This window comes from Commensalibacter papalotli (ex Botero et al. 2024) (genome assembly GCF_947179115.1).
In the GTDB taxonomy this organism is placed as follows: domain Bacteria; phylum Pseudomonadota; class Alphaproteobacteria; order Acetobacterales; family Acetobacteraceae; genus Commensalibacter; species Commensalibacter papalotli.
The window spans coordinates 92,446-119,253 of record NZ_CAMXCI010000003.1 but is presented as its reverse complement, the minus strand read 5'-3'; the positions used below and the strand labels follow the sequence as shown (position 1 = coordinate 119,253).

General features: G+C 37.9%; 28 protein-coding genes, 1 tRNA gene and 1 riboswitch. Of the genes, 3 read left to right on the top strand and 26 right to left on the bottom strand.

The features are described from left to right. The 12 genes from tsaB to QMN76_RS07485 all read right to left on the bottom strand — a co-directional run bounded on the left by tsaB (nt 1) and on the right by QMN76_RS07485 (nt 12,341). Nucleotides 1–690, bottom strand: coding sequence for a tRNA (adenosine(37)-N6)-threonylcarbamoyltransferase complex dimerization subunit type 1 TsaB (gene tsaB / locus QMN76_RS07540; protein WP_282023385.1), 690 nt, complete (start codon nt 688–690; stop codon nt 1–3). Between the two features lie 4 nt (nt 691–694). Then, nucleotides 695–1,282, bottom strand: coding sequence for a malonic semialdehyde reductase (locus QMN76_RS07535; protein WP_282023387.1), 588 nt, complete (start codon nt 1,280–1,282; stop codon nt 695–697). Nucleotides 1,283–1,297: 15 nt separating this feature from the next. Further along, nucleotides 1,298–1,867 (bottom strand): NifU family protein, encoded by a 570-nt coding sequence (locus QMN76_RS07530; RefSeq protein ID WP_034338014.1) that lies wholly within the window; start codon nt 1,865–1,867, stop codon nt 1,298–1,300. A 145-nt stretch (nt 1,868–2,012) separates the two neighbouring features. Next, on the bottom strand, nt 2,013–3,239 hold the full coding sequence (locus QMN76_RS07525) for a tetratricopeptide repeat protein (RefSeq protein WP_282023388.1): 1,227 nt from the start codon (nt 3,237–3,239) through the stop codon (nt 2,013–2,015). A gap of 24 nt (nt 3,240–3,263) precedes the next feature. After that, complete coding sequence (locus QMN76_RS07520) at nt 3,264–3,704, bottom strand: ExbD/TolR family protein (RefSeq protein WP_282023389.1); 441 nt, start codon at nt 3,702–3,704, stop codon at nt 3,264–3,266. 19 nt (nt 3,705–3,723) lie between these two features. Further along, a complete protein-coding gene (locus QMN76_RS07515; RefSeq protein ID WP_051461904.1) occupies nt 3,724–4,179 on the bottom strand; it encodes an ExbD/TolR family protein in 456 nt (151 codons plus the stop codon). Next, nucleotides 4,176–5,117 carry a MotA/TolQ/ExbB proton channel family protein gene (locus QMN76_RS07510; RefSeq protein ID WP_282065942.1) on the bottom strand — a complete coding sequence of 314 codons (942 nt, stop codon included), beginning with the start codon at nt 5,115–5,117 and terminating at the stop codon, nt 4,176–4,178. Before QMN76_RS07510 ends, QMN76_RS07515 begins: the two co-directional genes overlap by 4 nt. Nucleotides 5,118–5,237: 120 nt before the next feature. Continuing rightward, complete coding sequence (locus QMN76_RS07505) at nt 5,238–5,918, bottom strand: energy transducer TonB (protein WP_034338022.1); 681 nt, start codon at nt 5,916–5,918, stop codon at nt 5,238–5,240. A gap of 64 nt (nt 5,919–5,982) precedes the next feature. Continuing rightward, nucleotides 5,983–7,114, bottom strand: a protein-coding gene (prfB, locus tag QMN76_RS07500) for a peptide chain release factor 2 (RefSeq protein WP_152534162.1) whose coding sequence is annotated in 2 segments (ribosomal slippage) — nt 5,983–7,044 and nt 7,046–7,114 — 1,131 coding nt in all. Because the reading frame shifts where the segments join, the coding sequence is not laid out codon by codon here. A 71-nt stretch (nt 7,115–7,185) separates the two neighbouring features. After that, entirely contained in the window at nt 7,186–9,714 is a 2,529-nt protein-coding gene (locus QMN76_RS07495; RefSeq protein ID WP_034338023.1) for a penicillin-binding protein 1A, read from the bottom strand. 111 nt (nt 9,715–9,825) lie between these two features. Then, on the bottom strand, nt 9,826–10,740 hold the full coding sequence (locus tag QMN76_RS07490) for an aldo/keto reductase (protein ID WP_282023391.1): 915 nt from the start codon (nt 10,738–10,740) through the stop codon (nt 9,826–9,828). A 59-nt stretch (nt 10,741–10,799) separates the two neighbouring features. Then, nucleotides 10,800–12,341, bottom strand: coding sequence for a TerC family protein (locus QMN76_RS07485; protein WP_034338029.1), 1,542 nt, complete (start codon nt 12,339–12,341; stop codon nt 10,800–10,802). Between the two features lie 144 nt (nt 12,342–12,485). On the opposite strand from QMN76_RS07485, the gene rdgB reads away from it, so the two are divergent. Continuing rightward, nucleotides 12,486–13,088, top strand: a complete 603-nt coding sequence (gene rdgB, locus QMN76_RS07480) for an RdgB/HAM1 family non-canonical purine NTP pyrophosphatase (protein WP_282023392.1) — start codon at nt 12,486–12,488, stop codon at nt 13,086–13,088. A 20-nt stretch (nt 13,089–13,108) separates the two neighbouring features. Here the strand turns inward: rdgB and QMN76_RS07475 are convergent, their stop codons facing one another. Next, a complete protein-coding gene (locus QMN76_RS07475) occupies nt 13,109–15,712 on the bottom strand; it encodes an MMPL family transporter (protein WP_282023393.1) in 2,604 nt (867 codons plus the stop codon). Between the two features lie 325 nt (nt 15,713–16,037). Here QMN76_RS07475 and QMN76_RS07470 point away from each other — a divergent pair, with 325 nt between their 5' ends. After that, the gene (locus tag QMN76_RS07470; RefSeq protein WP_282023588.1) at nt 16,038–16,331 is read left to right on the top strand and encodes a carboxymuconolactone decarboxylase family protein; all 294 of its coding nucleotides are present in this window, start codon (nt 16,038–16,040) and stop codon (nt 16,329–16,331) included. A gap of 72 nt (nt 16,332–16,403) precedes the next feature. On the opposite strand, the gene ribH is transcribed toward QMN76_RS07470, so the two are convergent. The 4 genes from ribH to ribD form a co-directional block, all read right to left on the bottom strand. Next, entirely contained in the window at nt 16,404–16,883 is a 480-nt protein-coding gene (gene ribH / locus QMN76_RS07465) for a 6,7-dimethyl-8-ribityllumazine synthase (protein ID WP_282023394.1), read from the bottom strand. A 27-nt stretch (nt 16,884–16,910) separates the two neighbouring features. Then, nucleotides 16,911–18,185 carry a GTP cyclohydrolase II gene (gene ribA, locus QMN76_RS07460; protein WP_152534163.1) on the bottom strand — a complete coding sequence of 425 codons (1,275 nt, stop codon included), beginning with the start codon at nt 18,183–18,185 and terminating at the stop codon, nt 16,911–16,913. Further along, nucleotides 18,167–18,787: a riboflavin synthase gene (locus tag QMN76_RS07455; protein WP_282023395.1), complete on the bottom strand. Its 621-nt coding sequence runs from the start codon at nt 18,785–18,787 to the stop codon at nt 18,167–18,169. The genes ribA and QMN76_RS07455 overlap by 19 nt, the downstream gene beginning before the upstream one ends. Next, a complete protein-coding gene (gene ribD, locus QMN76_RS07450; RefSeq protein ID WP_282023396.1) occupies nt 18,769–19,944 on the bottom strand; it encodes a bifunctional diaminohydroxyphosphoribosylaminopyrimidine deaminase/5-amino-6-(5-phosphoribosylamino)uracil reductase RibD in 1,176 nt (391 codons plus the stop codon). The genes QMN76_RS07455 and ribD overlap by 19 nt, the downstream gene beginning before the upstream one ends. Continuing rightward, nucleotides 19,942–20,098: riboswitch (FMN riboswitch) on the bottom strand. Its footprint overlaps the gene before it by 3 nt. Nucleotides 20,099–20,330: 232 nt before the next feature. Here ribD and QMN76_RS07445 point away from each other — a divergent pair. After that, nucleotides 20,331–20,405: transfer RNA gene (locus tag QMN76_RS07445), tRNA-Thr, on the top strand. A 229-nt stretch (nt 20,406–20,634) separates the two neighbouring features. Here the strand turns inward: QMN76_RS07445 and QMN76_RS07440 are convergent. The 9 genes from QMN76_RS07440 to QMN76_RS07400 form a co-directional block, all read right to left on the bottom strand. Then, nucleotides 20,635–21,768, bottom strand: a complete 1,134-nt coding sequence (locus QMN76_RS07440) for a hypothetical protein (protein ID WP_282023397.1) — start codon at nt 21,766–21,768, stop codon at nt 20,635–20,637. 95 nt (nt 21,769–21,863) lie between these two features. Then, the gene (locus QMN76_RS07435; RefSeq protein WP_282023398.1) at nt 21,864–22,943 is read right to left on the bottom strand and encodes a hypothetical protein; all 1,080 of its coding nucleotides are present in this window, start codon (nt 22,941–22,943) and stop codon (nt 21,864–21,866) included. A gap of 118 nt (nt 22,944–23,061) precedes the next feature. Then, nucleotides 23,062–23,580, bottom strand: coding sequence for a hypothetical protein (locus QMN76_RS07430; RefSeq protein WP_282023399.1), 519 nt, complete (start codon nt 23,578–23,580; stop codon nt 23,062–23,064). A 143-nt stretch (nt 23,581–23,723) separates the two neighbouring features. Beyond that, the gene (locus tag QMN76_RS07425; RefSeq protein WP_408869463.1) at nt 23,724–24,218 is read right to left on the bottom strand and encodes a phage neck terminator protein; all 495 of its coding nucleotides are present in this window, start codon (nt 24,216–24,218) and stop codon (nt 23,724–23,726) included. 364 nt (nt 24,219–24,582) lie between these two features. Next, entirely contained in the window at nt 24,583–25,281 is a 699-nt protein-coding gene (locus QMN76_RS07420; RefSeq protein WP_235176780.1) for a hypothetical protein, read from the bottom strand. Beyond that, nucleotides 25,235–25,951, bottom strand: a complete 717-nt coding sequence (locus QMN76_RS07415; RefSeq protein ID WP_282023401.1) for a hypothetical protein — start codon at nt 25,949–25,951, stop codon at nt 25,235–25,237. Before QMN76_RS07415 ends, QMN76_RS07420 begins: the two co-directional genes overlap by 47 nt. 39 nt (nt 25,952–25,990) lie before the next feature. Next, nucleotides 25,991–26,149 carry a hypothetical protein gene (locus tag QMN76_RS07410; RefSeq protein WP_282023402.1) on the bottom strand — a complete coding sequence of 53 codons (159 nt, stop codon included), beginning with the start codon at nt 26,147–26,149 and terminating at the stop codon, nt 25,991–25,993. Further along, nucleotides 26,136–26,549 (bottom strand): hypothetical protein, encoded by a 414-nt coding sequence (locus tag QMN76_RS07405; RefSeq protein ID WP_282023403.1) that lies wholly within the window; start codon nt 26,547–26,549, stop codon nt 26,136–26,138. The genes QMN76_RS07410 and QMN76_RS07405 overlap by 14 nt, the downstream gene beginning before the upstream one ends. Continuing rightward, a complete protein-coding gene (locus QMN76_RS07400; RefSeq protein WP_282023404.1) occupies nt 26,530–26,778 on the bottom strand; it encodes a hypothetical protein in 249 nt (82 codons plus the stop codon). Before QMN76_RS07400 ends, QMN76_RS07405 begins: the two co-directional genes overlap by 20 nt. Nucleotides 26,779–26,808: the final 30 nt, after the last annotated feature.

Genomic DNA, 26,808 nt, shown 5'->3' with positions numbered 1-26,808 from the left:
CTAAATAGGTGCCTTTCTTAACCCTTTTTGAGGTAATTTTGCTTCAGGTGGATCCACATACAAAGGATAAAGAGTATTTGTAGACTTATTCTCCCTATCATATTGATCCGCAAGCTTGGCCATCATAATTGAATCAGCTTCATGGTATTTATAACAGATTTCAGCATGTTGGGGGAACTGAGACGCTATCTCTACAGCGCCCTCTCCCATAACTACAAACGCTTTATCAGGAAATGCTATTTCCCCTTCATTATAGGCAATCACTTGTGAAGATTGATTCGTTTCAACAAACACGCGCCCTCTTCGAGCTTGAGTTACATGCCAAATTAATTGTGTCGACTTTAATGACAGAAAAGGAAATAATACTTCCCCTCTACGTAATCCAATTACAGGGCAATTTAACCCTACCTGCATACCCAAAGCAAATGCAATCGAAGCTCTCAGTCCTGTAAAAGATCCTGGCCCCACCATCACAGCAATTAAATCAATTTGATCCGCTGCGATCATGCCATCCTGAATAAAAGATTGAAAATAAATAGGAAAACGTTCTGGGCCACCCTTTAAAGTTGTTTTTTCTTCTGCCAACAGAAGGTATTGGTCGCCTTGTTTTTCCACAAGCGCTATATAATTAGGCGCAAGCTCTGAAGAGGATGCTCCATTCATAACCAATATTATTTTACGCTCATTCATTATTTTACAACATCAAGCAAGCATCTTCGAATTCAAGCCGAGGCAAGCGTTCATCTTGCTGATCTTGTTTAGCATAACCCAAACACAACAAAAGATTAGAATGCCATCCTTGTTCTTCAAAGAATAAATTATCCACCATAGAATTATCAAACCCTGACATTGGCCAGACATCTAATCCCAAGGCTCTGGCTGCCATAATCAAATATCCACCTTGTAATGTCGAATTACGAGATGCGGTTTCTTCCGCAAAAGGAATATCTTCAGCATACCAAGAGCGCAGCTCTGCTTCTGGGTAAAGCCTTGGCAATTCTTCATAAAATAATGGATCTTGAGCGATAATCGCAATAACAGGGGCGCTAAGTGCGTTATCTACATTGCCAGTAGATAACGCAGAACGCAGTTTTTCTTTGCTGACTACGTGGGTTAAAAATGCAAAACGGCCTGGCTGACAATTACCAGAAGTCGGTGCTAATTTGACAAGATTATAAAGCTGCACCAATAAAGCAGGTTCTACTTCTTTATTCTGCCAAGCCTTTGGTGTTCTGGCATGCTCAAATAATTGTTGTATCGCTGATTCTGGCAAAGGGTTCATTACATTTCCCCTTTTCTAAAAATCAACTTTTTCTACAGAAACCAAATCAGGTAAATGACGGCGTAAAATTGTTTCTACACCATGTTTCAATGTCAATGAGGAAGATGGGCATCCTTGACATGCACCTTGCATTTTCAAGTAAACACACCCTTCTTTATAACCATGAAAAATAATATCCCCACCATCACGTGCCACTGCGGGTCTTATTTCATCATCTAAAATATCTTTAATTTTATCAACAATTTCTTGATCTTCCGCAGATATTTCCATTGCGTTCATATCCGAAGCACCAATATCCATTTTGATCATAGTTTTTCTTGTTAATAAAAATTCCATCATTATGGAGATAACAACACCTTTTAAAGATTTCCAATCTTCAGAAATATCTTTGGTGACTACTATAAAGTCAGTACCGAAATAAATTCTCTGAATACCTTCAATGTCAAACAAAGCCTGAGCCAAAGGAGAACATGCTGCGTCTTCTCTATTAGAGAATTCTATCGCTTGATGATCTTGTAAAATTGTACGACCCAAAATAAACTTCAATGCATTTACATTAGGTGTTTCTTCAGTGTGGATCATCATTACTCCAGAGTCCTATTATCAGCAATTATAGATTATAAAATTGTTATTTCTTTTATGCTGTTCTGCATAAATAAGCAAATATTTACTAAAAGATAATGGTAAACTTGTTAATATATATAACATAATTAACATTTCATTATCCAAATTACTTAGCTTGTAACTTCATTAACCACAAACTAGCAAGCTCGGCAGGAACATTTTTTCCGGTTATTGTTTTTAAAATTGTAACCGCTTTATTTTTTTGCCCAAAACTTTGCTCTGATACCGCATATTGTAATAAAGCAAGATTCCGATCTGTTAATGGTTTTGTTAATGCAACCTGCATCATCTTTGGCCCTTCGGTAACTTGACCATTCCAAAATTGATCATATCCTAGTGCAAATAAAGCATTACCAGAACTATCCTTTTCTGCTTGTGCCAATTTAACAGGATAATCTGCTTTTTCTTTATCAATGATTTTTCCAAGATATTCTTCAAAACGTAATATGCGTTTTTGATCACTTTTTTCAAATAAGTTTTTACTGTGGATCTTAGCCATAGCTTGCCTTGCCATATAAGGGTACCCTGATTGGATCGCAAGCTCTGCCATAGTCATATATTCATCTGCTGTGGTTAACTGACCTGTTTTTTCTCTAAAATTCCAAACTTCTAATTCAACTTGAGGGGGCATGCCCTTAGTCGCAATCAAAGAGCTTATCACATGAGACCAATATTCGGGTTTGGGGTAATGCAGCGCAAGTTGCATATAGCTATGTCGTAGCCCCTCTTTATCGCCTAATTTCATTTGGCAATTCACCATAAATTGCCACTGTGTTTCTGCTGGGATAGACCCTTTTTTGAGCTCTGCATCAATTTGCTTTTGTTGTTCAGTCAAAGCAGATTTATAATCATTATTCAAAAAATAAGATTGAATTAACAAAGTCTGCATATGAGGATTATTTCCACCCGCTTTGAAATATTGTTCAATATATTGGGTAGCTTGAGCGTATTTTTTAGCACGATATGCCATCGTGGCTTGTGCTAAAATTGTTTGGCTACGTTGTTCTTTGGTCAGTCTGCTTGAAGATAGTAAATGACTATATCCAGCCAAAGCCTCATCCACTTTGTTTTGCTTTACCGCAGAAGCAATTTGCAGTTGCGTGATAATGTCACGTTCATAAGGAGTCGCATTACTGATAGATTGAGCCTCTTTAATTGCAGCATCAGCCTGAGCATACGCCCCTTGCTTCATCAACTGTTCCGCCTTCTTCAACGGCACAGCCATCTTGTTACTGACAACATCTTTGGCATGGACTGTATTCATACCAATGCTTATGCCAGAGGTTAGAAAAGTTGCTACGAGCAAACTGCGTATCCAAACTGATTTTTCCATTATTTTATACTCAATCCCTACCTATTATTGCGCCATAATCCCGATTTTTTTTATCCCTAATCGCTGAGCATCAGCCAGGATAATCGCAACAGTTTTATAACTAGCCAACCTATTAGGTTTGATAAACAGAGTTGGCTGATCAGCAAGAGCCGCAACCTCTTTGAATTTTTGTTGCAACGCATCCTCACCGGCAACTGTCTGACTGTCAATAGAAATCGTATTATCGAAATCAATCCCAATCGTTAAACTAGGGGGGGGTTCAGCAGTTGCGGGCTCACCTCTACCCAAAGCCAACTGTACAGATTGAGTTTGTAAGGGAATCGTAATGATCAACATTACTAATAAAACCAGCATCACGTCAATCAAAGGGGTCGTATTAATATTAACGATGACCTCTTCTTCCTCTGTGCTTTTTTGCATAGTTAGGCGGCGCATTTGTCGGGTTCTTAATGTATTATTATTCATAATTAATAATCCTTATCCCCTAGCCTGGCTTTGGAGGTTGCGTAATAAAATCAACGCGAGTAATACCTGCTTGTTGACAAGCTTCAACAACTTTACCCACAAATTCATATCGGGCATTAATATCGCCACGAATTTGAATCTGAGGTTGAGGTTTTAACGCGGCAATTTCAGCCAGTTTGGTGCTTAATACGCTGACATCTGCAAGCGGTTGCTCATTCCAATAAATTTGTCCTTCTGCATTAACAGCAAGAACAATATTTCCTTGCTTTACCATCGTAAGATGACTCATGCGCTCAGGCAAATTAACTTGAACCGAATGTGTTGCCACAGGAATAGTAATCAAGAAAATAATCAATAAAACTAACATAATATCAACCAGAGGGGTTGTATTAATTTCAGAAACGATTTCGTTTTCCGCGCCTTCCATTCCCCCATAATCCCCACCACCACGGGGGCCACCTAGGTGAATGCTCATGAAGCGTCACTTTCCTTATTTAATGTATTTTTTTGTTGAGGATTTCCCCCAATTAATACACATTGAACATCAGCTGTAAAATTACGTGCTTGATCCATAACAACTTTGTTGCGACGGACTAAAAAGTTATATCCTAGAACTGCTGGAACCGCTGTTGCCAAACCAATTGCTGTCATAATCAATGCTTCACCCACTGGACCTGCCACTTTATCCAAAGTTGCCTGGCCGGCAATACTGATTGCAGAAAGCGCATGATGAATACCCCAAACCGTTCCAAACAATCCAACAAAAGGTGCCGTTGAACCAACTGTTCCAAGAAAAGCCAATCCACTTTGTAAACGCCCTTGAATTTGATCCAATGCACGATGCAAGCTCATTGAAACCCAGCTATATAAATCAATCGAATCTTGCAAAGCACCTTTGTGATGTTGTACTGCCTCAATTCCATTTTCTGTAATATAACGATATGGAGATTGTGCACCAAGCACTTCAGCACTTTGTTGTAAATTCTTTTGTTGCCAGAATTTTTTACGATTCACTTCTTTGAAAGCACCAGACACACGATTTTGTGCAATGACTTTGACGACAATCACATACCAAGAACCAATAGACATAATCGCCATAATTAATAAGGTAATCCGAGAAACAATATCTCCACTAGACCATAATGCTTTTAATCCATAAGGATTTTCCGCAGGTTGGGATATAACCGCTGGGGTTGCAGAAGCTCCTTGTTGCTCTGGTCCTGAGGCTATCGCTGATTGAGGTGCGGCAGGGGCAGGTGCCGTTGAAGGAGACGCCTGAGCAGCAGCAGGTTGTGCTGGGGCAGCATCTTTATTGGGTTGCTGTGCCATAGTTGTTTGATTAGCTGCCACAGCCATTGCCAACACAAAGGCAATAGGGGCAATACGATGAACAAAATGATAACGCTTACTCATAATTCAAAAATATTCCTCAACAAAACAAAAGCAAATGATTCAAAGATAATTTAATCTTAATATTAATTTAGCATACACAAAATGATTAATAGATTTCTAACAATATCAACCAACTCAACCTTATAACTTGAAGTTAATCGTATAACGGTGCCCTATCTCTTTAATCGGGGAGCCATTTTTAGTCGCTGGTCGATAACGTGCACTATTCACATATTTCAAAGCGGCTTGGACAAAAGATTGCCCCCCAGAAGAGCTGATTACATGGCAATTACTGGTAGAACCCGTCACCTCAACATCACAAGATACAATCACACGCCCCTCTTTTTGCGCTGCTTCCATATCAGGTGGATATTCAATCTGAGCTCCATTCAAAGGACGACTGCCAGCACTTCGATCTGGTTTGCCAACATTAGGATTCCCTGATTGTCCCTGTCCCTCTGTTCCAGTTGGTGCACTCGGAGCGGGAGCAACGGTAGTTTTAGGAGGCGCCTTCTTAGTCGGTTTTTTCATCACAGGTGGCGGTTTTGGCTGAGGAGGCGCTTCTGTATTAATCGGCGGTGGCTCTATTTCAGGTGGAGGCGGCACAATCATCTCGGGTGCTGGCGGTTGTGCCGCAGCAGCTGCGGATTCAGAAGACGCAACGTCAACGATTTGAACCTGAACAGGTAGAGTATCAGGTTGTTGTTTTTTAGGAGCTGATAAAAATACCACCAAAAGCCAGATTACCAGAATGTGAAATAAAACAACCCCAATAAATCCAACAATATGTTCAACTGGATGGCGTTCATTCAAAGTGACCATCAATCAATGCTTCCTATTCATTTGTATAAACATAACCATCCACCCTTATATAGTATAACCTTACCTATGATGCCTGAGCACTCGCCTCTGAACGTGTTGCCCCAACGCGTAATGCCAAAGCCGCTGCCATAAACTCATCAAGTTCACCATCCAAGACAGCTTGAGGATTAGTTTTCTCAACTTCTGTACGCAAATCTTTAACCAATTGATAAGGTGCCAATACATATGATCGTATTTGATGTCCCCACCCAATATCTGTTTTACCTGCTTCAGTCTCAGCCGCCGCCTCTTCTCTTTTTTTCAATTCAGCCTCGTACAATCGTGCCTTTAACATTTCCATTGCTGTGGCACGATTACGATGTTGCGAACGATCTGTTTGACAGGCAACTACAATCCCTGTTGGCATATGTGTAATTCGAATTGCAGACTCTGTTTTATTAATATGCTGTCCGCCCGCACCAGAGGCTCTATACGTATCTACCTTTAAATCAGATTCATTAATATCAATTTGAATCGAATCATCAATTACAGGATAAACCCACACCGAAGCAAACGATGTATGACGACGTTTTGCTGAATCAAAAGGAGAGATACGTACCAACCGATGCACCCCGGCCTCTGACTTTAGCCAGCCATACGCATTCATACCACTTATTTGCAAAGTCGCTGATTTAATTCCTGCAGTTTCACCTTGCGTACTTTCCATAAATGTTACTTTATATCCACGCTGTTCAGCCCAACGCGTATACATGCGCAGCAACATTTCCGCCCAATCCTGTGCTTCTGTACCACCTGCGCCAGAATTGACCTCTAAATAACAATCATTACGATCAGCTTCACCAGATAATAGGCTTTCAATCTCTAAACGCTTAACTTCTTTTTCTATTGCTTTTAGATTTTTCAAAGCATCATCAACAATACCCTGATCCCCCTCAATCTCAGCCAATTCAATCATCTCAAGATTATCTTTGCAATCTTGTTCTAGCTTACAAACCAACGCGACTTGATTGGCAAGAAACGTTCTCTCTTGCATCATTTTTTGCGCTTTATCAGCGTCATCCCATAAATTAGGATCTTCAATCTGATGATTTAACTCAGCAAGCCTATCTTGTGCGACATCCCAGTCAAAGATGCCTCCTCAGCAGCTCTAATGACTGCTCTATCACTTGATAAATGGCTTCGCTTTCTGTGGACATGACCCCTCTACTTCCAATTGCAAATAATTCTTAATGTTAATAACAATAATTTTTAATTAATACAAGCCCAATTAATACAAACCACCCATACCAATATTTTCACCAGGGGCAGACGCTGGAGAGGCAGTTTTTGGTTTAATTGTGCCACCTTCATTAACATAATCCCCAGAATATCCACCTCCCATACTCTCTTCTGAATCTGGAACATTTTCAGCACCTGTATCTGCAGCACTTAACGCACCTGTTGCTATACCTGGGCTTAGGTTAATACTGCCACCTGGGGTTTGACCATCTTTAAATGCATCAGTAACCATACCCTTGCTGGTGCTATAACTGGCCATAAAAACACCAGCAGGTTTGATAAATTCTCTTTTTGGATAGGTTGGTAGTACTTCTTTCATATAAGCATTCCAAACAGGGCCTGCAATCACACCCCCAGCCATACCTTTACCCAATGTCTTTGGAGAATCAAACCCAAACCATACAATCGTTACAACATCAGGTGAAAACCCTGCAAACCAAGCATCATTGAAATTCTGCGAAGTTCCCGTTTTCCCTGCAATCGGGGTATCAATACCTTTGCTGGCAGAAAAACCAGTTCCTCGGCGCATCACATCTTCCATCATTGTGATAATTTGATAAGCGCTTTGTTCAGATACTGCACGCTTTCTATTATCTGTAAAAGTTGGTAATTGATTAGGATCGGTTACATTATTCGCTTGAAACGCATCAGAACGCCAAATCACTTTTCCATTTCGATCTTGGATATAATCCACCGTAGTAGGTTTCACAATTGCCCCACCCGAAGCGATGCTGGCATAAGCCCCTGCATGCCGCAAAACTGTTGTTTCAACAGCACCTAGCACAGCAGGCAGGACTTTCGGCATAGAATCTACTTCACCCAAAGCAACTGATAAATTAGCGATCGCATCCATCCCAATTTGAGCGGCTAGACGAATAGTAATAATATTTCGAGAATAACGCAGGCCATTATGCAGCGCAGTTGGACCCCAAAAACTGTGTTCATAGTTATTAGGATGCCAATCCCCTACAGAAAACGGGGCATCCATAAAAATCTGTGATGGTAAAATCCCTTTTTCCATCGCAGCTAGATAAGCGATTGGCTTAAACGAAGAACCTGGCTGACGCAAAGCTTGGGTAGCACGATTAAATTGAGACTCTGCAAAAGACCAACCACCAAACATAGCCAAAACACGCCCTGTTCGAACGTCCAAAGAAACCAAAGCACCTTCAACTTGAGGAATTTGGCATAACTCAACCTGATTTCCTTCTGATTGAGGCTCAATCATAACGATATCACCGTCTTTTAACGGACGACGTTTTGACCAACTCAAACTTTTTGATAAAATTGTTCCTTGATGAGTTGTCGCATTTTTTCCGCCATCAACCCAGCCAACAGAACCCGTTTTGGCATTTAAAACAATTGCCAAACGCCAATTAGGTAACATCCCAGTAGGCAATTTCTGTTTTTTAAGATTTTCAACCCATTGTGATATAGCATCGTCACCAAGATGAGCCACAGCCCCACGCCAACCATGATTACGATCATATTTAATTAAAGCCTGACGCATTAATTTAGTAGCTAGGGCTTGGTTTTTTAGGTCCAAACTTGTATGAACTTCTAGACCACCTTGCATTGTCTTTTCAAGACCATAACGATCAATCAAATCACGACGAACAGCCTCGCCAAACCATTCTGTACCTGCAGTTGGCCCACGTCTGCCACTAACATTTTTAGAAGATAAAGGTTCATTTTGTGCTGCAACCTTTTCTTGTTGAGTAATCGCCCCTGTTTCAGCCATACGGCTTAATACAAAATCACGTCGTTGTTTGGCAGCATCTGGCTTACGAAATAAATCATAATTATAAGGTGATTTCGGTAAGCCGCCTAAATAAGCAGCCTCCGCAGTAGTCAGTTGATCTAAATTTTTATGAAAATAAATTTGCGCTGCAGCTGCAACCCCATAAGCCCCTGCCCCAAGATAAATTTCATTAAGATAAATCTCAAGAATCTGATCTTTGCTAAGGGATTGCTCTATACGCATTGCCAAAATGGCTTCTTTGATTTTGCGTTCCAGCTTTCGATCGTTATTTAACAACATATTACGAGCGACTTGCTGAGTAATTGTTGATGCGCCAACTAAACGCTTACCATGCACACGAAACACATCTTGAATAAGCGCCCTGGCAATTGCCATAGGATCTACACCACCATGAGTATAGAAATTTTTATCTTCTGTTGCAATGAACGCATCCCTGACTTTTTGAGGAATAGCACCAATAGGAACAAACAACCGACGTTCGGCAGCAAGTTCTGCAACCACGTGATCATCATTAGCGTATATTCTGCTCATCACTGGAGGAGAATAATTGCGAAGCCCCTCAATCGTAGGCAACCCCTTAACCGCACTTGAATATTTTATCCATACAGCCAGCCCGCCTCCAACAAGAACAAAGAGAAATAGCCCCGTAATACTGCCAATCAACAAGCGCCAAAACCGATAACGAGGGCGGGGCTGTATTGAAACGGGACGTTTACGTTTAGAGTTGGGTGGTATATCAGGGGTTTCAGGAGACATATGAATTAGGCTCTATTCTCAAAATAACGATTAAAATAATCCAGCTAATTGTCTTATATACAGATTTTCTTAAAAAATGAAAATAAGTCAAATAAAATGATCAGTGAAAAATTACTCATCCTTCAAATATAATTTGACCGAATCTTTCCTTTTCCCCCATATTTCTGCCCCTTCTTGGCTTAAATACTTATACTCCGCATCAGATAAATCAATATTGGCTGCTGCAACATTTTCCTCTAAATGCATAACCTTTCCGGTTCCCGGGATAGGAATCATAAAATCTCCACGCTTTAATAACCATGCTAATGCAACTTGACGTGCTGTTGCGTGCTTGGACTTCATAATTTCTTTTAACACATCGCCTTGTGTGAACTCCCCTTGATCCAAGGGCGCATACGGAATAAATGCAATATTATTATCTTGGCAATATTGCACAACAGCCTCTGATTCTCTGTTAATCAGATTATATTTATTTTGTACAGATACAACTTTAAAGAACTGTTGTGCTTTTTCAATCTGTTTAATTCCCACCGCAGATAACCCAACATGACAAATTAAACCTTCTTGCTGCATTTTAGCAATCGCTTCAAATTGCACTTCAGCTGGCGTATCTTCTGCCACACGGTGTAACTGCCAAAACCGAATTTCATTCAATTTTAATCGACGCATGCTCATTAAAACACACTGACGCAAATAATCAGGGCTGCCAATAGGACGCCAAATATCAGGGCCATGACGCGTATGACCACCTTTAGTGCCAATTAATAAAGAAGAAGGATAAGGATATAAAGCTTCACAAATTAAATCTTCACTGATAAAGGGGCCATAACTATCGGCTGTATCAATAAAATTTACACCTAACTCCACCGCACGTTTGAGCGTAGCAATAGCCTCATTACGATCTTCGGGTTCGCCCCAAACACCTTTACCAACAATACGCATGGCACCAAAACCCATACGATTAATTTCTATTTCGCCACCAATTTTATACGTGCCTGCTTTTGATATATCAATCGTTTGAAGCATTTCATTTTCCTCTTTTACAATATCTTGATCATCATTAATGCGTTAAGAGTAGTATGTTACTACTCATTTTCGTTCGATGCTTGTATTTTCGTAATGCGAACTAATTCAATACGATAATCCTTCATTTCTATAACTTCAAATCGTAACCCTTGAAATTCTATGATTTCACCGATGGTCAGAATTCTTTTATACTGTGCAAAAAGAAAACCTGCCAAAGAAACGTACTCTTCGTCATGATCAAAAAAAGCATCACAATTCAAAGTCATCATCACTGAATGAATATCCGTAGAACCTTTAACTAGCCAACTATCCCCATCTTTGATAATTTTCGACGTTTCATCTTCATCCAAAAACTCTCCAGCAATGGCTTCTAATACATCAACAGGGGTTGCAATTCCTTGAACCGTATCGAATTCATTAGTAATAACAACTAAACGTCCTTTGGCTTTTTTCAAAATTGGCAATAAATTAATAACGTCAATCATATCGGGAACGATAATCGGAGGATGCTGTGCTGCAAATTCTACTACGTCTTCTTTATTATTTACAACCATTAATAAATCTTTGGCTCTGACTACACCGATAATATTATCCAAATCCCCTCGGCAAACTGGAAAAATATTATGAGGTGTCTCTAGAATTTGTTTTTTTATTTCCTCTGGTGAATCTTCACAATCAATCCAAGAAACTTCAATTCTAGGGGTCATAATACTGCGTAAAGAACGAGACGCTAAGGTTAAGACCCCATTAATCATGTAACGCTCTTCTTCTGCAAAAACTTCTTGAGATGCTTTATCAGAGTTCCCTTCTTGTTGCTCTGAACGATTTGATCCAATTAAACGCAGAATTGTTTCAGCTGTACGATCACGAAATGGCCGCTTTGATTGGTTTTTAATAAAATTACGTCGTGCAATTTGGTTAAAGAATTCAATAAGCAAAGAAAAGCTAATCGCAGCATAAATATACCCTTTGGGAATATGAAACCCAAGCCCATCTGCAACCAACGTCACGCCAATCATCATCAAAAAACTAAGGCAAAGCACAACAATCGTCGGATGTGCAATGACAAAGCGCGTCAAAGACTTTGATGCATAAATCATCACCATCATAGAAACGATAACTGCTGCAAACATAATTGGCAGCTCGTCTACCATACCGACGGCAGTAATCACTGAATCCAACGAGAATACAGCATCCAAAATAATAATTTGAGTAATCACTACCCAAAATTTAGCATTGCCTTTACCTTGATTATCTTGATGCTCATGCCCTTCAAGGCGTTCATGTAGCTCTGTTGTGGCTTTAAATAGCAGGAAAATACCACCAATAATCAAAATTAAATCTCGAACTGAAAGCGTAAAGCCTCCATATTCAACTAGTGGCTTGGTCAGTGTTACTATCCATGAAATAATAGAAAGCAACCCTAGCCGTGTAATCATTGCTAAAACCAAACCTAATATTCTGGCTTTGTCTCGTTGATTAGCAGGTAATTTATCAGCAATAATTGCGACAAAGACAAGATTATCGATCCCTAGGACAATTTCTAAAACAATCAGCGTTATTAACCCAGCCCAGGCCGAAGGATCAAGTAAGAGTTCCATATATCTTTCTCATAATAGTAAAAAGGCAATTTCATTATTATTAACATAATAATACAAAAAAATATTTATATCTCTCTATAGACCATGCCAGTATGTTAAAAATAATCAAGTTGATTTTATTTATAGAATAAAGAAGAAATTTTTATGACCAATTATCGTAAAATAGAGCATGGTTCAAAACTGGTAGTTGCCACCCACAACGCAGGAAAAGCACAAGAAATCAGAAGCCTATTGGCCCCTTTTGAAATTCAAACCTATTCGGCTGGGGATTTAAACTTGCCAGAACCTGGGGAAACAGGATCAAGTTTTTATGAAAATGCAAAAATCAAAGCTTTGGCTGCTACGCAAAAATCAGGATTACCCAGCTTGGCTGATGATTCTGGTTTTTGCATTAATGCACTTAATGGAGATCCTGGAATTTATTCCGCGCGTTGGGCAGGCCCAAACAAGGACTATTCAATGGCAATGCGCACCATGTATGAAAAACTAGGAAAAAGCAAAGATCGCTCTTGTTATTTTATTTCTGTACTATGCTTGGCTTTTCATGATGGTGTTACTTTTGAATTCGAAGGAAAGATTGACGGAGAATTCATTTGGCCAGCAAGAGGGCAAAATGGCCATGGTTATGATCCTATTTTTCAACCCAAAGGATATTCTGTCACTTTTGCAGAAATGACAGAAAAAGAAAAGAACACAATCAGCCACCGTGGGTTGGCTTTTCAACAATTTATTAAAAACTGTTTCTAAGCCATTAATGTTCCTGCCCTTTATTTCTCGTCAATATCACGTTTCGGTAATAACGCGGGAACTAACCCCAATGTCACAGCTAACGTACATCCTAACGAAATCAACAATAGAACTCCCATACTGGCTGTTCCAGGGTGTGCAGAAGCTGCCAGTGCACCAAAAGCTGTTCCAGTTGTCAAAGCAGAAAATAAAACAGCTCTGGCAGTAGGGGACGCCAATGGCTCTTTTAATTGTTCACGCCAATTCATTACAAAATAAATATTGAAAGATACACCAACACCTAAAAATAACGGTAAAGTAATAATATTGGCGAAATTCAAAGGTTGACCAATCACAACAATCACAATGATCGCCATTAACCCTGATAAAATCAAAGGAACCAATACTAAAATCATATCTAACACACGACGTAATGCAATAAATAAAATAATTGCCAACGCAACAATAGCCATAATTGCCGCGATGATAAAAGAATGAACAACCGTTTGCGCACTTTCGACGATATCAACAACGGTGCCTGCTGCTTTTGGGGCTACAGTGCGAACTTGCTTAACAAAAGCAATAATTTGATCGGTTGTTAGATCAATACCTTTAGGATAAACTTCTACTCTTAATCTTCCATCTTTTGTTTTATATTGATCGGCAAGCTCAGCTGGAATATCTTTAGAAGTTGTCAATGTTGGTGTTAAAATCATTTGCAGTCGTTGCAATTGATAAGGCAAAAATTTTACCAAATTATCATTCATAGCAATTAATTGATCATCTGGCATTGTTTCAATTTTTTTCAAGGCAACTTGCATCCGAAGTAAAGGACTATCTTTAGGTAGATCGTTTTGAATTGAATCCAACTCTTGAACCATCTTTACAACAGATTGACGCAACTCTTGTGCTGTAGGTTTAGCCTTAGAGCTTTGTATAGACAATGTAGGTAGTAAAATAGAAGCAGCATCTTGTAGCATCAACATTTTTTGTTGTTGCTTCTCAGGAATAAACGAATCTAGCCAAACAACACTTTTAACTGTAGGAAGTTTTTTAAGCTTTTCAGCCATTTCTTTGGCTTCCTCAGGGGTATTGACAATAATATCTGCGGTATAAGGCGATGTATTAGGATCACCCATCATCTTTTTCAAAGCCATCATTCCTTCGGAACGAGGATCTTTGGTATGAAAAGGATCTGCATCAAAAACAACTTTTTGATCAACTAATAAGAAAATACCAATTGCTCCCAAAATGGCATATACGGTAATAATTCCAAAACGATATTGACGTATTTTTTTATCTAGAGGCTTCAACCATGGGAAACCAGCATCTTTTTGTACAACACTCGGACGTAACACTGAGAGTAACGCAGGTAAGAAAGTAACCGTGCAAACAAACGCAATGAACATCCCAATACCAGCAATCAAGCCTAGCTGCTTCACACCAATAAAGTTCGTTGGCGTAAATGCTAGGAAACCTGCCGCTGCTGCAACCGCTGCGGTAAAAATTTGATGTCCAGCCTCGTATCCTGTATGTGACAAAGCGTGGGTTAAACCATCTTTTTCATTCTTACTAATACGATCCTGCCCCCTAAAACGAACGCAAAATTGTATTCCAAAGTCAACAGCAATACTTACAAATAAGATAGCAAATGAAATTGAAATAAGATTTAACGTTCCCACCGCTATAGAGGCAAACCCCGTTGTCAGATCAAGACCAATAAACAATAACAGCAAAATTGGAATAATTAATCGCCAAGTGCGAACAGCCATAAACAGCCATCCTGCAACCAAAACAAAAGATACAAATAATCCAATAATCATCCCATGTAAAACGGTCGAGAACTCTTCATCATTAATCTGAGCATCTCCAGTCATGTAGACTTTGACAGCACCACTTTTAACATAAGGTAAATTATTCATTGCATTGCGCAAGATTTCCGAAGAAACCCCTGAAGGCCTAATTGAATTTAAATCCAATTTAGGTTTCGCAACAACCAATTGATATTTACCACCCAACTCTGACAATTTTCCTGAAAGACTTCTTTCCCAAGAAAACGGCTGGATACGGCCTGAGGCGTTTTCTGTTATAACATCTGCAAATCCATTTAACGCATCATTATATTGCGCCAGATCTATTTGTTTTTCTTTTACCCCTATGGTTACCATTCCCAAAGTATCAAATAATCCACGAGCAGACGGATCTGCGGAAAGGCTGCTTAAAAATGGTTGTGCTTGAATAATATTATTCAAAGTTGTTTCAAGCAATTTAGGAGGTAAAAATAACAGCCCATTTCGAACTAAAAACGGATCATTTTGTAAAGACTCTACGAAATCAAAATGTTTTTTATCATCTTTTAATTGTTTGACCAGCGCTTGAGCGCTTAACTCACCCTCTTCTGGTATTTTAGATTCAATTAATGCCACCAATAAATTTTCTCGTTGGGGAAAATCTTTACTCATCTGATCAGAACGTTTTTTCCAATCCATACTGGCAGAAAACATCTTGGTTGTATCGGTAGTAATCTCTAGGTTTTTATATGCTACTAAGGCAGAGGTTATTGCAATTACAATATAAAACAAGATAACAAACCAAGCATGGCGAGAACAAAAAGCCACCACACGCCCAATAAATGTGGACATCATTGGCAAAAAACCCCTTTAACCTCAATATCGATATAAAATTAATAAGCAGAAATAACCGCACAAGTTAGATATATAAAAAACAAAAATATCCTTGCCTTATTAAATAGAAATAAAAAGAAAATAAAACAACCATTATATCTACTCAATTTTAAAAAATAGCACAATTAAAATTAAATATATAACCAGTAATGATCTTATTTCATAAAAATGTTGAATATTCTATGACTAATTAAATATTCGTAACATTATTATACTATCATAATTATTCATTTAACAATAAAGTCGCCTTAATCACAGGTGGCTAGGAACTGAAGTTCAGACACAACTGGCTAGGAAAGGGCCCTTATTTGACTTTGCTCCAACGTTAAATCAATTTTTACGTGCCCATTTATTTGGTGATATTTTTATACGCGATGTTCTTAACCATCAGGACAGAGAAATTGCTACGATTGCAGCCTTGGCAACCATACAAGGTGCCGACGCACAGTTAAAAGCGCATTATGGAATTGCATTGAATACAGGATTAACACAAATACAATTACAAGAAATCACTCAAATTATAACTTCTAAAGTCAACGAAGATACAGGCAACTATGCTAAAAGGATTCTAAAACAGTAAAATTTTTACCATAAACAAAAAAACGGCCACGCTCATTAAAGGCCTGACCGTTTTTAAATAGACTGTTATATTTTAGATTTTTTGAAGTAACGCCAAGCTTTCAACACAAGCGGCAACGGCTTCACGACCTTTGTTTTCTTCATTATCTTCAGAACGATCTTGCGCCTGTTCTGAAGTATAAGTTGTCAAAATACCAAAGGTTATCGGTGTTTCAGTCGCTAGGGATGCTTGCATAATACCAATCGTTGCGCCAAGACTGATAAACTCGAAATGAGCCGTATCCCCTTTAATCACACAACCTAAACAAACAACACCATCATACTTCCCACTTTTCGCCAATTTTTGTGCAATTAATGGTAACTCAAAAGCACCAGGTGCATAAAATAGATCTTCTTCTGCGTTAAAAGGGATTTGATGTTCTGCTAACCATTCCTGAGAACCTTTAGCAAGACCACCCGTAACTCTTTTATTAAAACGACTGACCACAATAGCAATACGTGGCATTGTTTTAAATTCAAAATTCGTCAAAGACTGTGGTGCTTGTTTAATCATTTTAAAAGACTTTCGATATAATAAGAATTATTGATCAATTTTTTTAGAGGTCAAAGCATGTCCCATACGATCTCTTTTGGTTTTTAAATAAGATACATTATGAGGATTAGCTTCAATTTCAATCGCAACACGATTTCTTACAGAAAAACCTTGCTTCTCAAGCATTTCGACTTTGTCCATATTATTCGTAAGCAAATCAAGCCCTTTAATGCCTAACTTCTCTAAGATCGCTCCAGCAACTTTCCAATCACGCATATCCGCGGCAAATCCCAAGCGATGATTAGCTTCTACTGTATCTAGACCTTGGTCTTGCAAAGCATAAGCTGAAATCTTATTAAATAAGCCAATCCCACGCCCTTCATGTCCACGTAAATATATTACAACACCTTTGTCAGATTCACCAATCATCTTCATAGCCTTGTGCAACTGAGGACCACAATCACAACGCAAAGAACCTAATACATCCCCAGTCAAACATTCTGAATGCAACCGAACCAAGGGTATTTTAGCATCATCAGAGGAAAAATCCCCTTTCATAATGGCCAAATGTTCATTCCCTTTCAAGTCAACGAAAGACTGAACCGTAAAATCTTCCCCACCGTAATAATTCGGTAAATTAGCAACCTCTCCTGCCCTTACAAGTGCAATTAAAGGATCAACGGGTACCGCATCATATTGTTTACGCCATTCAATAATAGCAGATACGCTCACCAAAGGAATTTGGTGCAGTTCAGCAAATTCCTTTAAATCTGCCATTCTAGCCATTGTGCCGTCTTCATTTAACACTTCACAAATAGCAGCAACAGGTTTTAACCCTGCCATTTTAATTAAATCAATTGAGCCTTCTGTATGACCATCTCTCGCTAAAACCCCATTTGGATCAGCAACCAAAGGAAACATATGACCTGGACGAACAATATCGTTGGCTGTGACATCATCCTTCATCACGACTTCAAAAGTTTTCGCGCGATCATCAGCAGAAACACCTGTGGTAATTCCCTCTTTAGCTTCAATAGAAATCGTAAAAGCTGTTTCATGAGGTGACGTATTATGCTGTGCCATTTGATATAAATTAAGCTGTTGAGCTTTTTCAGCCAACATCGGCATGCACAAAATCCCTCGAGCGTGGGTAATCATGAAATTAATGATTTCAGGGGTTACAAACTCACCCGCAGCAACCAAATCACCTTCATTCTCACGACCTTCATCATCAACCATCAATACCATTTTACCTGCACGTAAGGTATCAACAGCAATTTTAAGCTCAGGACTTAACGTCTTGATCATTTCTGGACTAAACATAAATTCTCCACATACTTTGCAATAATATCTACTTCCACATTCACCATATCGCTAGGGAATAAATGCCCCAACGTCGTATGTTCCCAAGTATGGGGAATAATCATGATATGAATAATAAACTCATCTGAACCAGCTCTATCTGCACCAATTTCACCAACACCATTTAAGGTCAAGCTAGTACCATCAATCGCAATGGAGCCTTTTTCCACAACATATTTTCTTAAGGATGCAGGAAATGCAAAGAATACTTTATATGCATCCCCACTTTGTTCTGCTTTGATGAATCTAGCAGTCGCATCTACATGCCCTTGGACAATATGACCCGATAAACGCGTTGAAGGAGTTACCGCACGTTCTAGGTTAACACGCTTACTTTTTTGTAACTTTTCCAAATTGGTTCGGTTTAACGTTTCAGAGCTAATAAAAAATGTCGCACGCCCTTTATCATCATATTTAATAACCGTCAAACAAACACCATTCACAGCAACGCTTTCACCCATGGAAAGATCTGTAATACCCGTATCAACCTCAACGACTATAGCCTCAGGTTCATGCGTTACACTGTGAATCGTTCCCAATGATTCTATGATACCAGAGAACATAACTCTTCCTTTTTAAAATGGAACTGAACATCGGACAAAAGCTGACGTGTTGGGAAAGCCGTATGCTTGGAAATAATATTCACATCATCTTCACCTTGTGTTTGCTGGCGAATAGTCAACCATTCATCCCATAATTGACGTTGACGAAATTCTTGTAATAATAAGGGGCCAGCCTCTACCATTGCCCACATGACTTTATGTGCATATAGAAGCTCTGGCAATCTTTCCAAATCATTACAAAGCAGCAAAGAAAAACCATTTGCTTTGGCTTGCTCTATATATTGTTCAGACAAAGCATCTTCTAATTTTTCTTTGGCTTGGCTGCAAATTACCAATAAACGGGTTTTTTCTGGATGGTCAGGCACATGGCGAACGGTAAAAGATGGAATATCCATTTTAATCGTATTCACCCCTGTAATAATTGCTTCTGTCCCTCGACGCAGTTGATGTGCCAAAGTTAAAGATCTAGAAGAAGTAAAGGTTTTTTGACCTTTGGGTGGCACCATAGAGCCTGAAACGTTCAAAGCTTGTTTAACAGTAATCCAAGCTTTGTGTTCAAGCATAAATTTAGTAAATGGTGCCAACAAATCTACACATTGTTGATGCCAATATTGCGCCATTATTGAAAGGATATCTTCAAGTAAAAAGACCTCTTTACCTCCTTCTTGTAACCTTACGTGACCTGCTCCACAAACATATGGGTTAGGATCTTTTACCCCAATCCATATTCTTTTAGCAGGGCTTTGCAATAATGCTTCAGAACAAGGAGGTGTTCGCCCAGTATGGTTACATGGCTCCAAAGTTACAATAACATCAGAAATCCTATCCCACACTCCAAGATCTTTACATTGCTGCAAGGCCAAAGCCTCTGCGTGGAGTGTACCTGCTTGATGATGAGCTGCAACCGTTAAGAGATTCCCTTGTTCATCCAAAATAGCACAGCCTACGGGGGGATTGGGCGCAGTACGCCCTACATATTGCAAGGCTTCATTAATTGCACATTGAAACCCATTTACAATTTTTTCAGAAAATTCAACTTTATTGAATAAAGTAGAATGAATGCGTGCTTGCATTTTAAAATCAGTCCTTTGCTCTGGACGCACGCGGGCACATATGCCAAAACTCGTCGCATATTTTACTATGAACAGCCTCAGCATCGTTCTTTCTCATCCGGACTATGACCGTCGGCTTCGGAATTACACCGAAATCTGCTTGACCTTATGTTATTTCTTACATAAGCGCTCACGGGCTTAGAAATATTGCTATTTCATCACCGCCGGTGAGGAGTTTCACCTCGCCCCAAGAACGTCGTATTAATTTATATAATTAAGAGTCGTCATGACTCTTAATTATTAATCTAGGTTTATTTAGCCAAATGATCAATACTTATAGCTATAATTTGATTAAAAACGATCAAAAAAAATCGCTTCCCTCTCAATTTTACACTAAACTATAAAAAAAATTACTTTTTTATCATTTTTTACTTGTGTTCGAACATAAAATATTGCATAGAACAATCCAACAAGCGTTATAACGATGAAATGCCGGATTAGCACAGTGGTAGTGCAGCGGTTTTGTAAACCGAAGGTCGGGAGTTCAAATCTCTCATCCGGCACCATAAATTTTCCACCCCTTAAAAATATTATAATTTTACTTAAATATATTTTTCTCAAGCTTAATATAAAAATATCAGATTTGATGCTTATAAAACACAGCAGGTATTACGCCATATATACAGCATATCCTTAAAATTTCACTCTTTAGAACATCTCAATAATAAAATCAAAAAAAAGCCACTCCAAAAGGAATAGCTTTCTAAATATTTCATTTAATTTGGATAATTTAAATTAGTCTGGAATATAGACGATACCGACTTGGGCCTCAACATTCACATTTGTTCCTGGGCCAGTTGTACTTCTTCCTAATGGAAGCATCGCTTGAACAACACAATCACCATCATCCACATGAACGGGTAAGTTACTGTTCCCAAACGCATTCCCAACTACACTATCCCGACCATTACCAACGAGGGTAAAGTCAGAAATAATTGTAGATGTTGGCCAAAGTACTGCCGTTGGGTTAGGGGCTGAACCTATTCCGGCATGATCTTGTGTTTGAAAGCTCTTTGACAAATCTTGTCCTTGAGTATAATTTTTGAATCCAACTTGACAACTATTATTCTTTACAATAGCAGTTACATACCTTACAGACCAATCTCCCTTATTTTTAATATAAGTTCCTGATGCAGAAGCATTCCCATTAACTGAAAAGATAGTTCCTGGTCTAATCACACGATTACCTTTACCTGATCCACTTGAAACTGGGTAAACATTATAGGCATTAGCCCTTGCTTGTGCTGCGTAAGTATCTACGTCAAGAATAAATTCTCCACCTAATTGAACATGAACAGGCTCAAAAGAATATTTCAATTGAAGATCAGCTTTCATCGTATAAGGTTTACTTTTGAAATCAGTCCCATCAAAATAAACAACACCGCAACCACCATCTTTAAGATCAATTACTGTATCATAATGATTCATAAAATCAATATGATACACTTGCGTTGTATTCCCTTTGGTTTGTTTGACAATGCCTCCTAAAAGCGGTATATGATTGTCTGAACCGAAGTTATCCATAGTTAATACTTCCGCCCCTTCTTCAGGGACACATGTTTTTTTCAAAAACTCTACACTAAATAACGTTTCTGAATACGTAATTTCATTACCATTTACATCAAAAGTCGGCTGCGTTGTTGTTGAAAGTTGGCCTATTGCACCTTTAAATACAGGCGTCCCTGGTAAATTATCAGGGAACTTAAAAGGGAAAACCCATTTTTTTGTAAAATTATCCGTTGCTTTTGTCTGTTCTACTTTTACATCTAATGTGCGATAATGATCAGGAAAATCAATCGCCTTTGAAGCTGTAGAACCCAAAAATAAAGAAAAAGCGCATAATGCGCTTGTATATAGTAATTTATTCATAGTTTTATCCTTAAAAAAATAGCGTTTAATAACGCATTATAAAAAAAAGCCACCCCGAATGGAGTGGCTTAAAAAAAGTAGTAATTACAATTTATTTAGTCTGGAACAGTCCTTATATAAACCTGACTTTCCATATTCATGTTACTTCCTGATCCTGTTGTTCGATCTCCATAAGGAAGCGCTGCTTGCACAACACAATCCCCATCTTCAACATGAATAGGTAACTTTTGATTTCCATTGGCTTGTGCCATTATACTATCTCTATCTTTACCTGCCGAAGTAAAATCTGAAATAATGGTTACATCAGGCCAAAATACAGAGGATGGATTAGGATCATTACCTGTCCCTGTTTTATCATTCCAAAAAAACTTTGTAGGACCATGTTTCTTAAATGCAATTTGACAGCTATTTTTTTTATAAACTGCAGTTATATACCGGACAAACCAATTCCCTTTATTGTGAATAGAAACAGCAGAAGTCGCAACATTTCCATTTACAGCATAAATAGTTCCTGGTCGTAACACACCATAACCTTTACCTGAGCCACTCTTTACAGGTAAAACGATATATGCATTTAAAGCAGGATTTTTTAGATTATAAGCACCAATAATAAACTCTCCGTCTAGGCCGTTTGTTATTGGTTCAAATGTATATTTAAGTTGTAAATCCACTTTCATCGTATACGGATAACCTGTGAAATCCGTACCGTCAAAAACAACTATTCCACAACCTTTATCTCCAGTATTAATATGAATACCTATATCCTTAGGCAGCATATAATCTACATCAGATAGTTGTGTGCTATTTCCTTTTGTCTGTTTAATAATATTTTGCACTAAAGAATATCGGGTATATTTATTAGCTAAATCTTGATAACTTGATACTGCTTCTCCAACTTTGGGACAGTTATTTGAAGAATAATCAACAGCGAACAGTGTTTCTGAAGAAGTTATATCTTTACCATCCTTATCAAACTTAGCCTGAGTAGTTGTCGAAAACTGACCCTTTACCCCCTTAAAAACAGGCTCTCCTGGCAAATCATTAGGGAAATTAAAAGGGAAAAGATGCTTGACTTGAAAGCTTTTCGTCTGTTTTGTTAACTCAGCCTTTACATGCAACGTTCTATAATGTTCTTTAGGATTTTCTGCATTAACAGATGTTACCGAAAACAACATTCCAAAAAAAAGACTATATATATATAATGATTTTACCATAACGTCCTATTTCTCTTAATATTATAAGATAAATATCATGGACGAAAATTTAAAAATTAAAAAGAAATTCTTTATTTAACTAGGCATCAATTGCTTGCTGAAAGCGATCGACATTATCCTGCCAAACGGCTTTCCCTAGTGCTGTATTATAATATTTTTTATGATATTGCGCCATTGCAATGGCATCATTCCCCAAAGGTAATGCTGTTGGAAACCTAAGATAAAAAACTCTACACATAGCAGCTGCAAAAAAGATATTACCTGTCATTGTGGTTGGTTTAGGAATACCGTTTGCGTCCGTATTCCATTCACCCGCGATATTTTTGAGTAATGCTGCAAGATGGCTACGTTTAGGGCCAGCCAAAAAATTCTTCCAAATATCATTATAGGTTGCAGGTTCCATTTGCATCGCACCCACCGCAGGTCCTTTGCCAAGCTGTTTTAAATAAGTTGATCCACCAGCATATCCTTCTGCAAGGAATGTACCTGTAACTTGGTTAATCGCTCTGACGCCACCCAAACCTAAATAATCCAAGGCTGGTTGAATAATTTCATTTTTTAAATGAGGAATATAAATCCCTCCTGTGACTTTTGCCATTGTATATAATCCTTTTGATTTTAATAAAAAAAAGCCACCTATTTATTAGGTGGCTTTTGAAAGTTAGTATGACTAGTAATTTACGACGTCGAATTTAATACCTTGTAATTATATACAAGCTCTAAAATAATAAATAAAAGTTCTTAATCCACTATATCAACATCCATCACAACCTCTTTTGCACTTGCTGCACAAACACCAAGTTCTGGATGATATTCAAAATATGCATTAACCGAATATGCATCATCCACTTGATCTTCTGAGTTAATAATTTGACCTGCAGAGTTTACGTCATCACTATACAATGGAAAAAGAATATCGCTATATTGTTCAAACTGTTCGCTTGCCCAAGCATCATTAAAACGCATATCAAAAGCATGCGCCATTTCCAAGGCGGGGATTTTATCTGTACCCACAAATAAGATATGAACCGAAACCTGGGATCTGCACCATATGATTTTATATTTATCTGTATAACGTGTTTCACTGGAAGATAAGCGTTTCTTATCGGTAATTTTCAAAACTATGTAAGGGGGTTTAGGCGTTGATGTGCGGTTTTGAGAGTCATTAATAATTGATAATTTTTCCCCTTTGACAGGAATAGCTTTGCGCATAAACTTGGCAATTAAATTATAAATATCTTGGTGACTAAGGCTTTTTAATTTTGGAACGCCTTTATCCTTAGGGGCTTTTGCGGTTACTTGACTTGACTTTTTTTACCATTTTAATACTCGTGTTGATGTTGATGGGAAATTTATCCCTTAAGCGCAATTAGGGTGTTAAGTTGTTAAATAATTTTCTTTTTGAGGGGATATTGGGAAGTTACCCAAAATATTTAAAAATTTTAGGTAAAATAACGAAATTTTAATATAAAAATATTAACTTACTGTTAATTATCTTAGCTTTTATGAATAATTATCAATATTTTTTATAAAAACAATAATTTAGATAAAAAAAATACAACGAACATTATTTTTCTTTAAATAGAAATATAGACTGTAACTACTTTTCCTCTAGCTCTTTTTGCCTTTCTCTTGCTCGCAAATAAGGAGCATTTTTACGTACATATTCCTTCCATTCTTGTTGTTCTTTTTTACTATTAAACATCCCTATACCTATATTCGTAGCACAATCAGGATAATCTGCTGTTATACCCATAACAAAAATCCCCCGTCCATTTGTAGTATGAAGTGCAATCGGCGCATTAGCAACAGGATGAAAAGACAGCAACTCAGGAATTATAAAACCAAATTCCTTTTTTAATAATTTAGTATTAACACATTGTTTTTGATCTAAATCAAAACCAAAACCTACAACTTTCCAGCCAGCCTTTAATCTTATTTTAACCCCTACATCTTTTACGATTACACCATCTAATGTTCTATATGATCCTAATATATAAGATACAGAATTTTCACTTTGTTCCACAATACGCAATTGATTATTGAATATTTTTTGAATATTTTTTAATTTTACAGGTAAAAGTTTAGGTGTTACTCTGAGTAAATCAATAAAATTATAAGGTAAAATAGGATATTGTTTTAAAAATTTTTCTGACAAAGCGTTTTTAAACAAAGGTATTACTTTAGTATCTACTCTGGCATAAGAAGGCAAAGAAAGTGCCAAACTCAATACATAGAAAAAACAAATATTTCTATATTTTCCGGAATGCTTTAATAGCATCTCTACAACTATTCCCATAATAATCCTTATATTTTTGTGGTGGATTGGTGTTGCTGGTATATTTTTCTGAATATAAATCAGCAATTTTTCTTTTTGCTGTTTTCATATCATTTGTTCTTAATCCATCACGATAATATTGAATCATATCTATTCTTAGCGAATCAGGCTCTCTTGCTTCCGCAAAAATATCAATACAAGCTGTCTGTAAAATCTCTGCCCTAACAATAATCTGATTAACAATTGCATCAGCCTCTCCACCTTTACCTATCATATAGTTATCTATACAATTTTCAACAGAAGAAAAATTATATCCCTTAAAAAACAGAGCATGCCCCACTTCATGAGCAACAGACGACGTTGCCTGGGCGATAGTTGTAGCTTTATCTGATCTAAATTCAGAAGCTATGATAATTTTAGCCTCTAATCTCTGATCTTTATTCGGGCGTTGCGTTGTTGTACCTTTACCTGCTGCCCCCCATACAAATTGCCAATTATCATGTTTTAATTGTGTTACTTGCCTTATTAATGTTGGTGATTGTGAAACATAACGGTCAACATCACTTCCTAATCCTGTTGTAACGATAATTTTCAACTCACTTCTTCGGCGCGCCATTTCTTGAATGGCATCGTCTGAATCAGGATTGAACAATGGAGCATGACATTTTTTAGACATGTTTGGGCTGATCAAAATATCAATCTCCTCTATTAAATATATTTACTAAAATAATTATTTCCCTTTCCAAATTTTTATTACCGCACCAATCGCGCGAATAACAAAGGACAAAGGAATACATACAGCGACAACAGGAATAACCCAAGGATCGTGAATTTTAATCCATTCAGCATTACTTTCCCACCACCACCGCAAGATCTCAAAGAGATTCATAGTTTTTCTCTAGCCCCCGCAAAATTCTGGAAAGCGCATAGAGATTTATTGCCGAAAATATTCCCCAAGCAAGCAAGCTAAAGTGCCATTGCCCATAAATTGCAATATTCAATGTTCCCCATATTAACAAAGAAGAAGCAAAAAATGCAGCCAGCCCTCTGCCGAGTAAACTTTCACAATTCAATGCACAACATTGAAATAACCCAACGATAATAAAAAGGGATTCCCACAGATAAATTGGTATCACTTTGACAAACCCATCAATAAAGGATTGTTGAATTATAAAGTGATCTGGTGCACAAAACCCGTAAATTCCGACAGAAATTAACAGCATTGAACTCCACCATTCAGCAAACCAATGATCTCTTTTACGCAATCGTTTAACTAGACTTCCCCCCACTACCTTTCTCCTTCACTTCATCTGGTTTTTTAAAAGAGGCCAATACATGAAGAAACTGCCATAATTTATGACTTTTCCGATCCTGTGCTGGCTCTTTCCAAAACCTCATAATCAATGTACAAACTGTTACTATTACAGTCACCGCAGACACAATATTTCCTGTAATATCTCCAGGAATTATCCCCATAACATATTGAAACAGTTGCATTAATAAATCTGTATTTTCCATATTTTCCCTCATGTAAAAGGCATAAAAAAA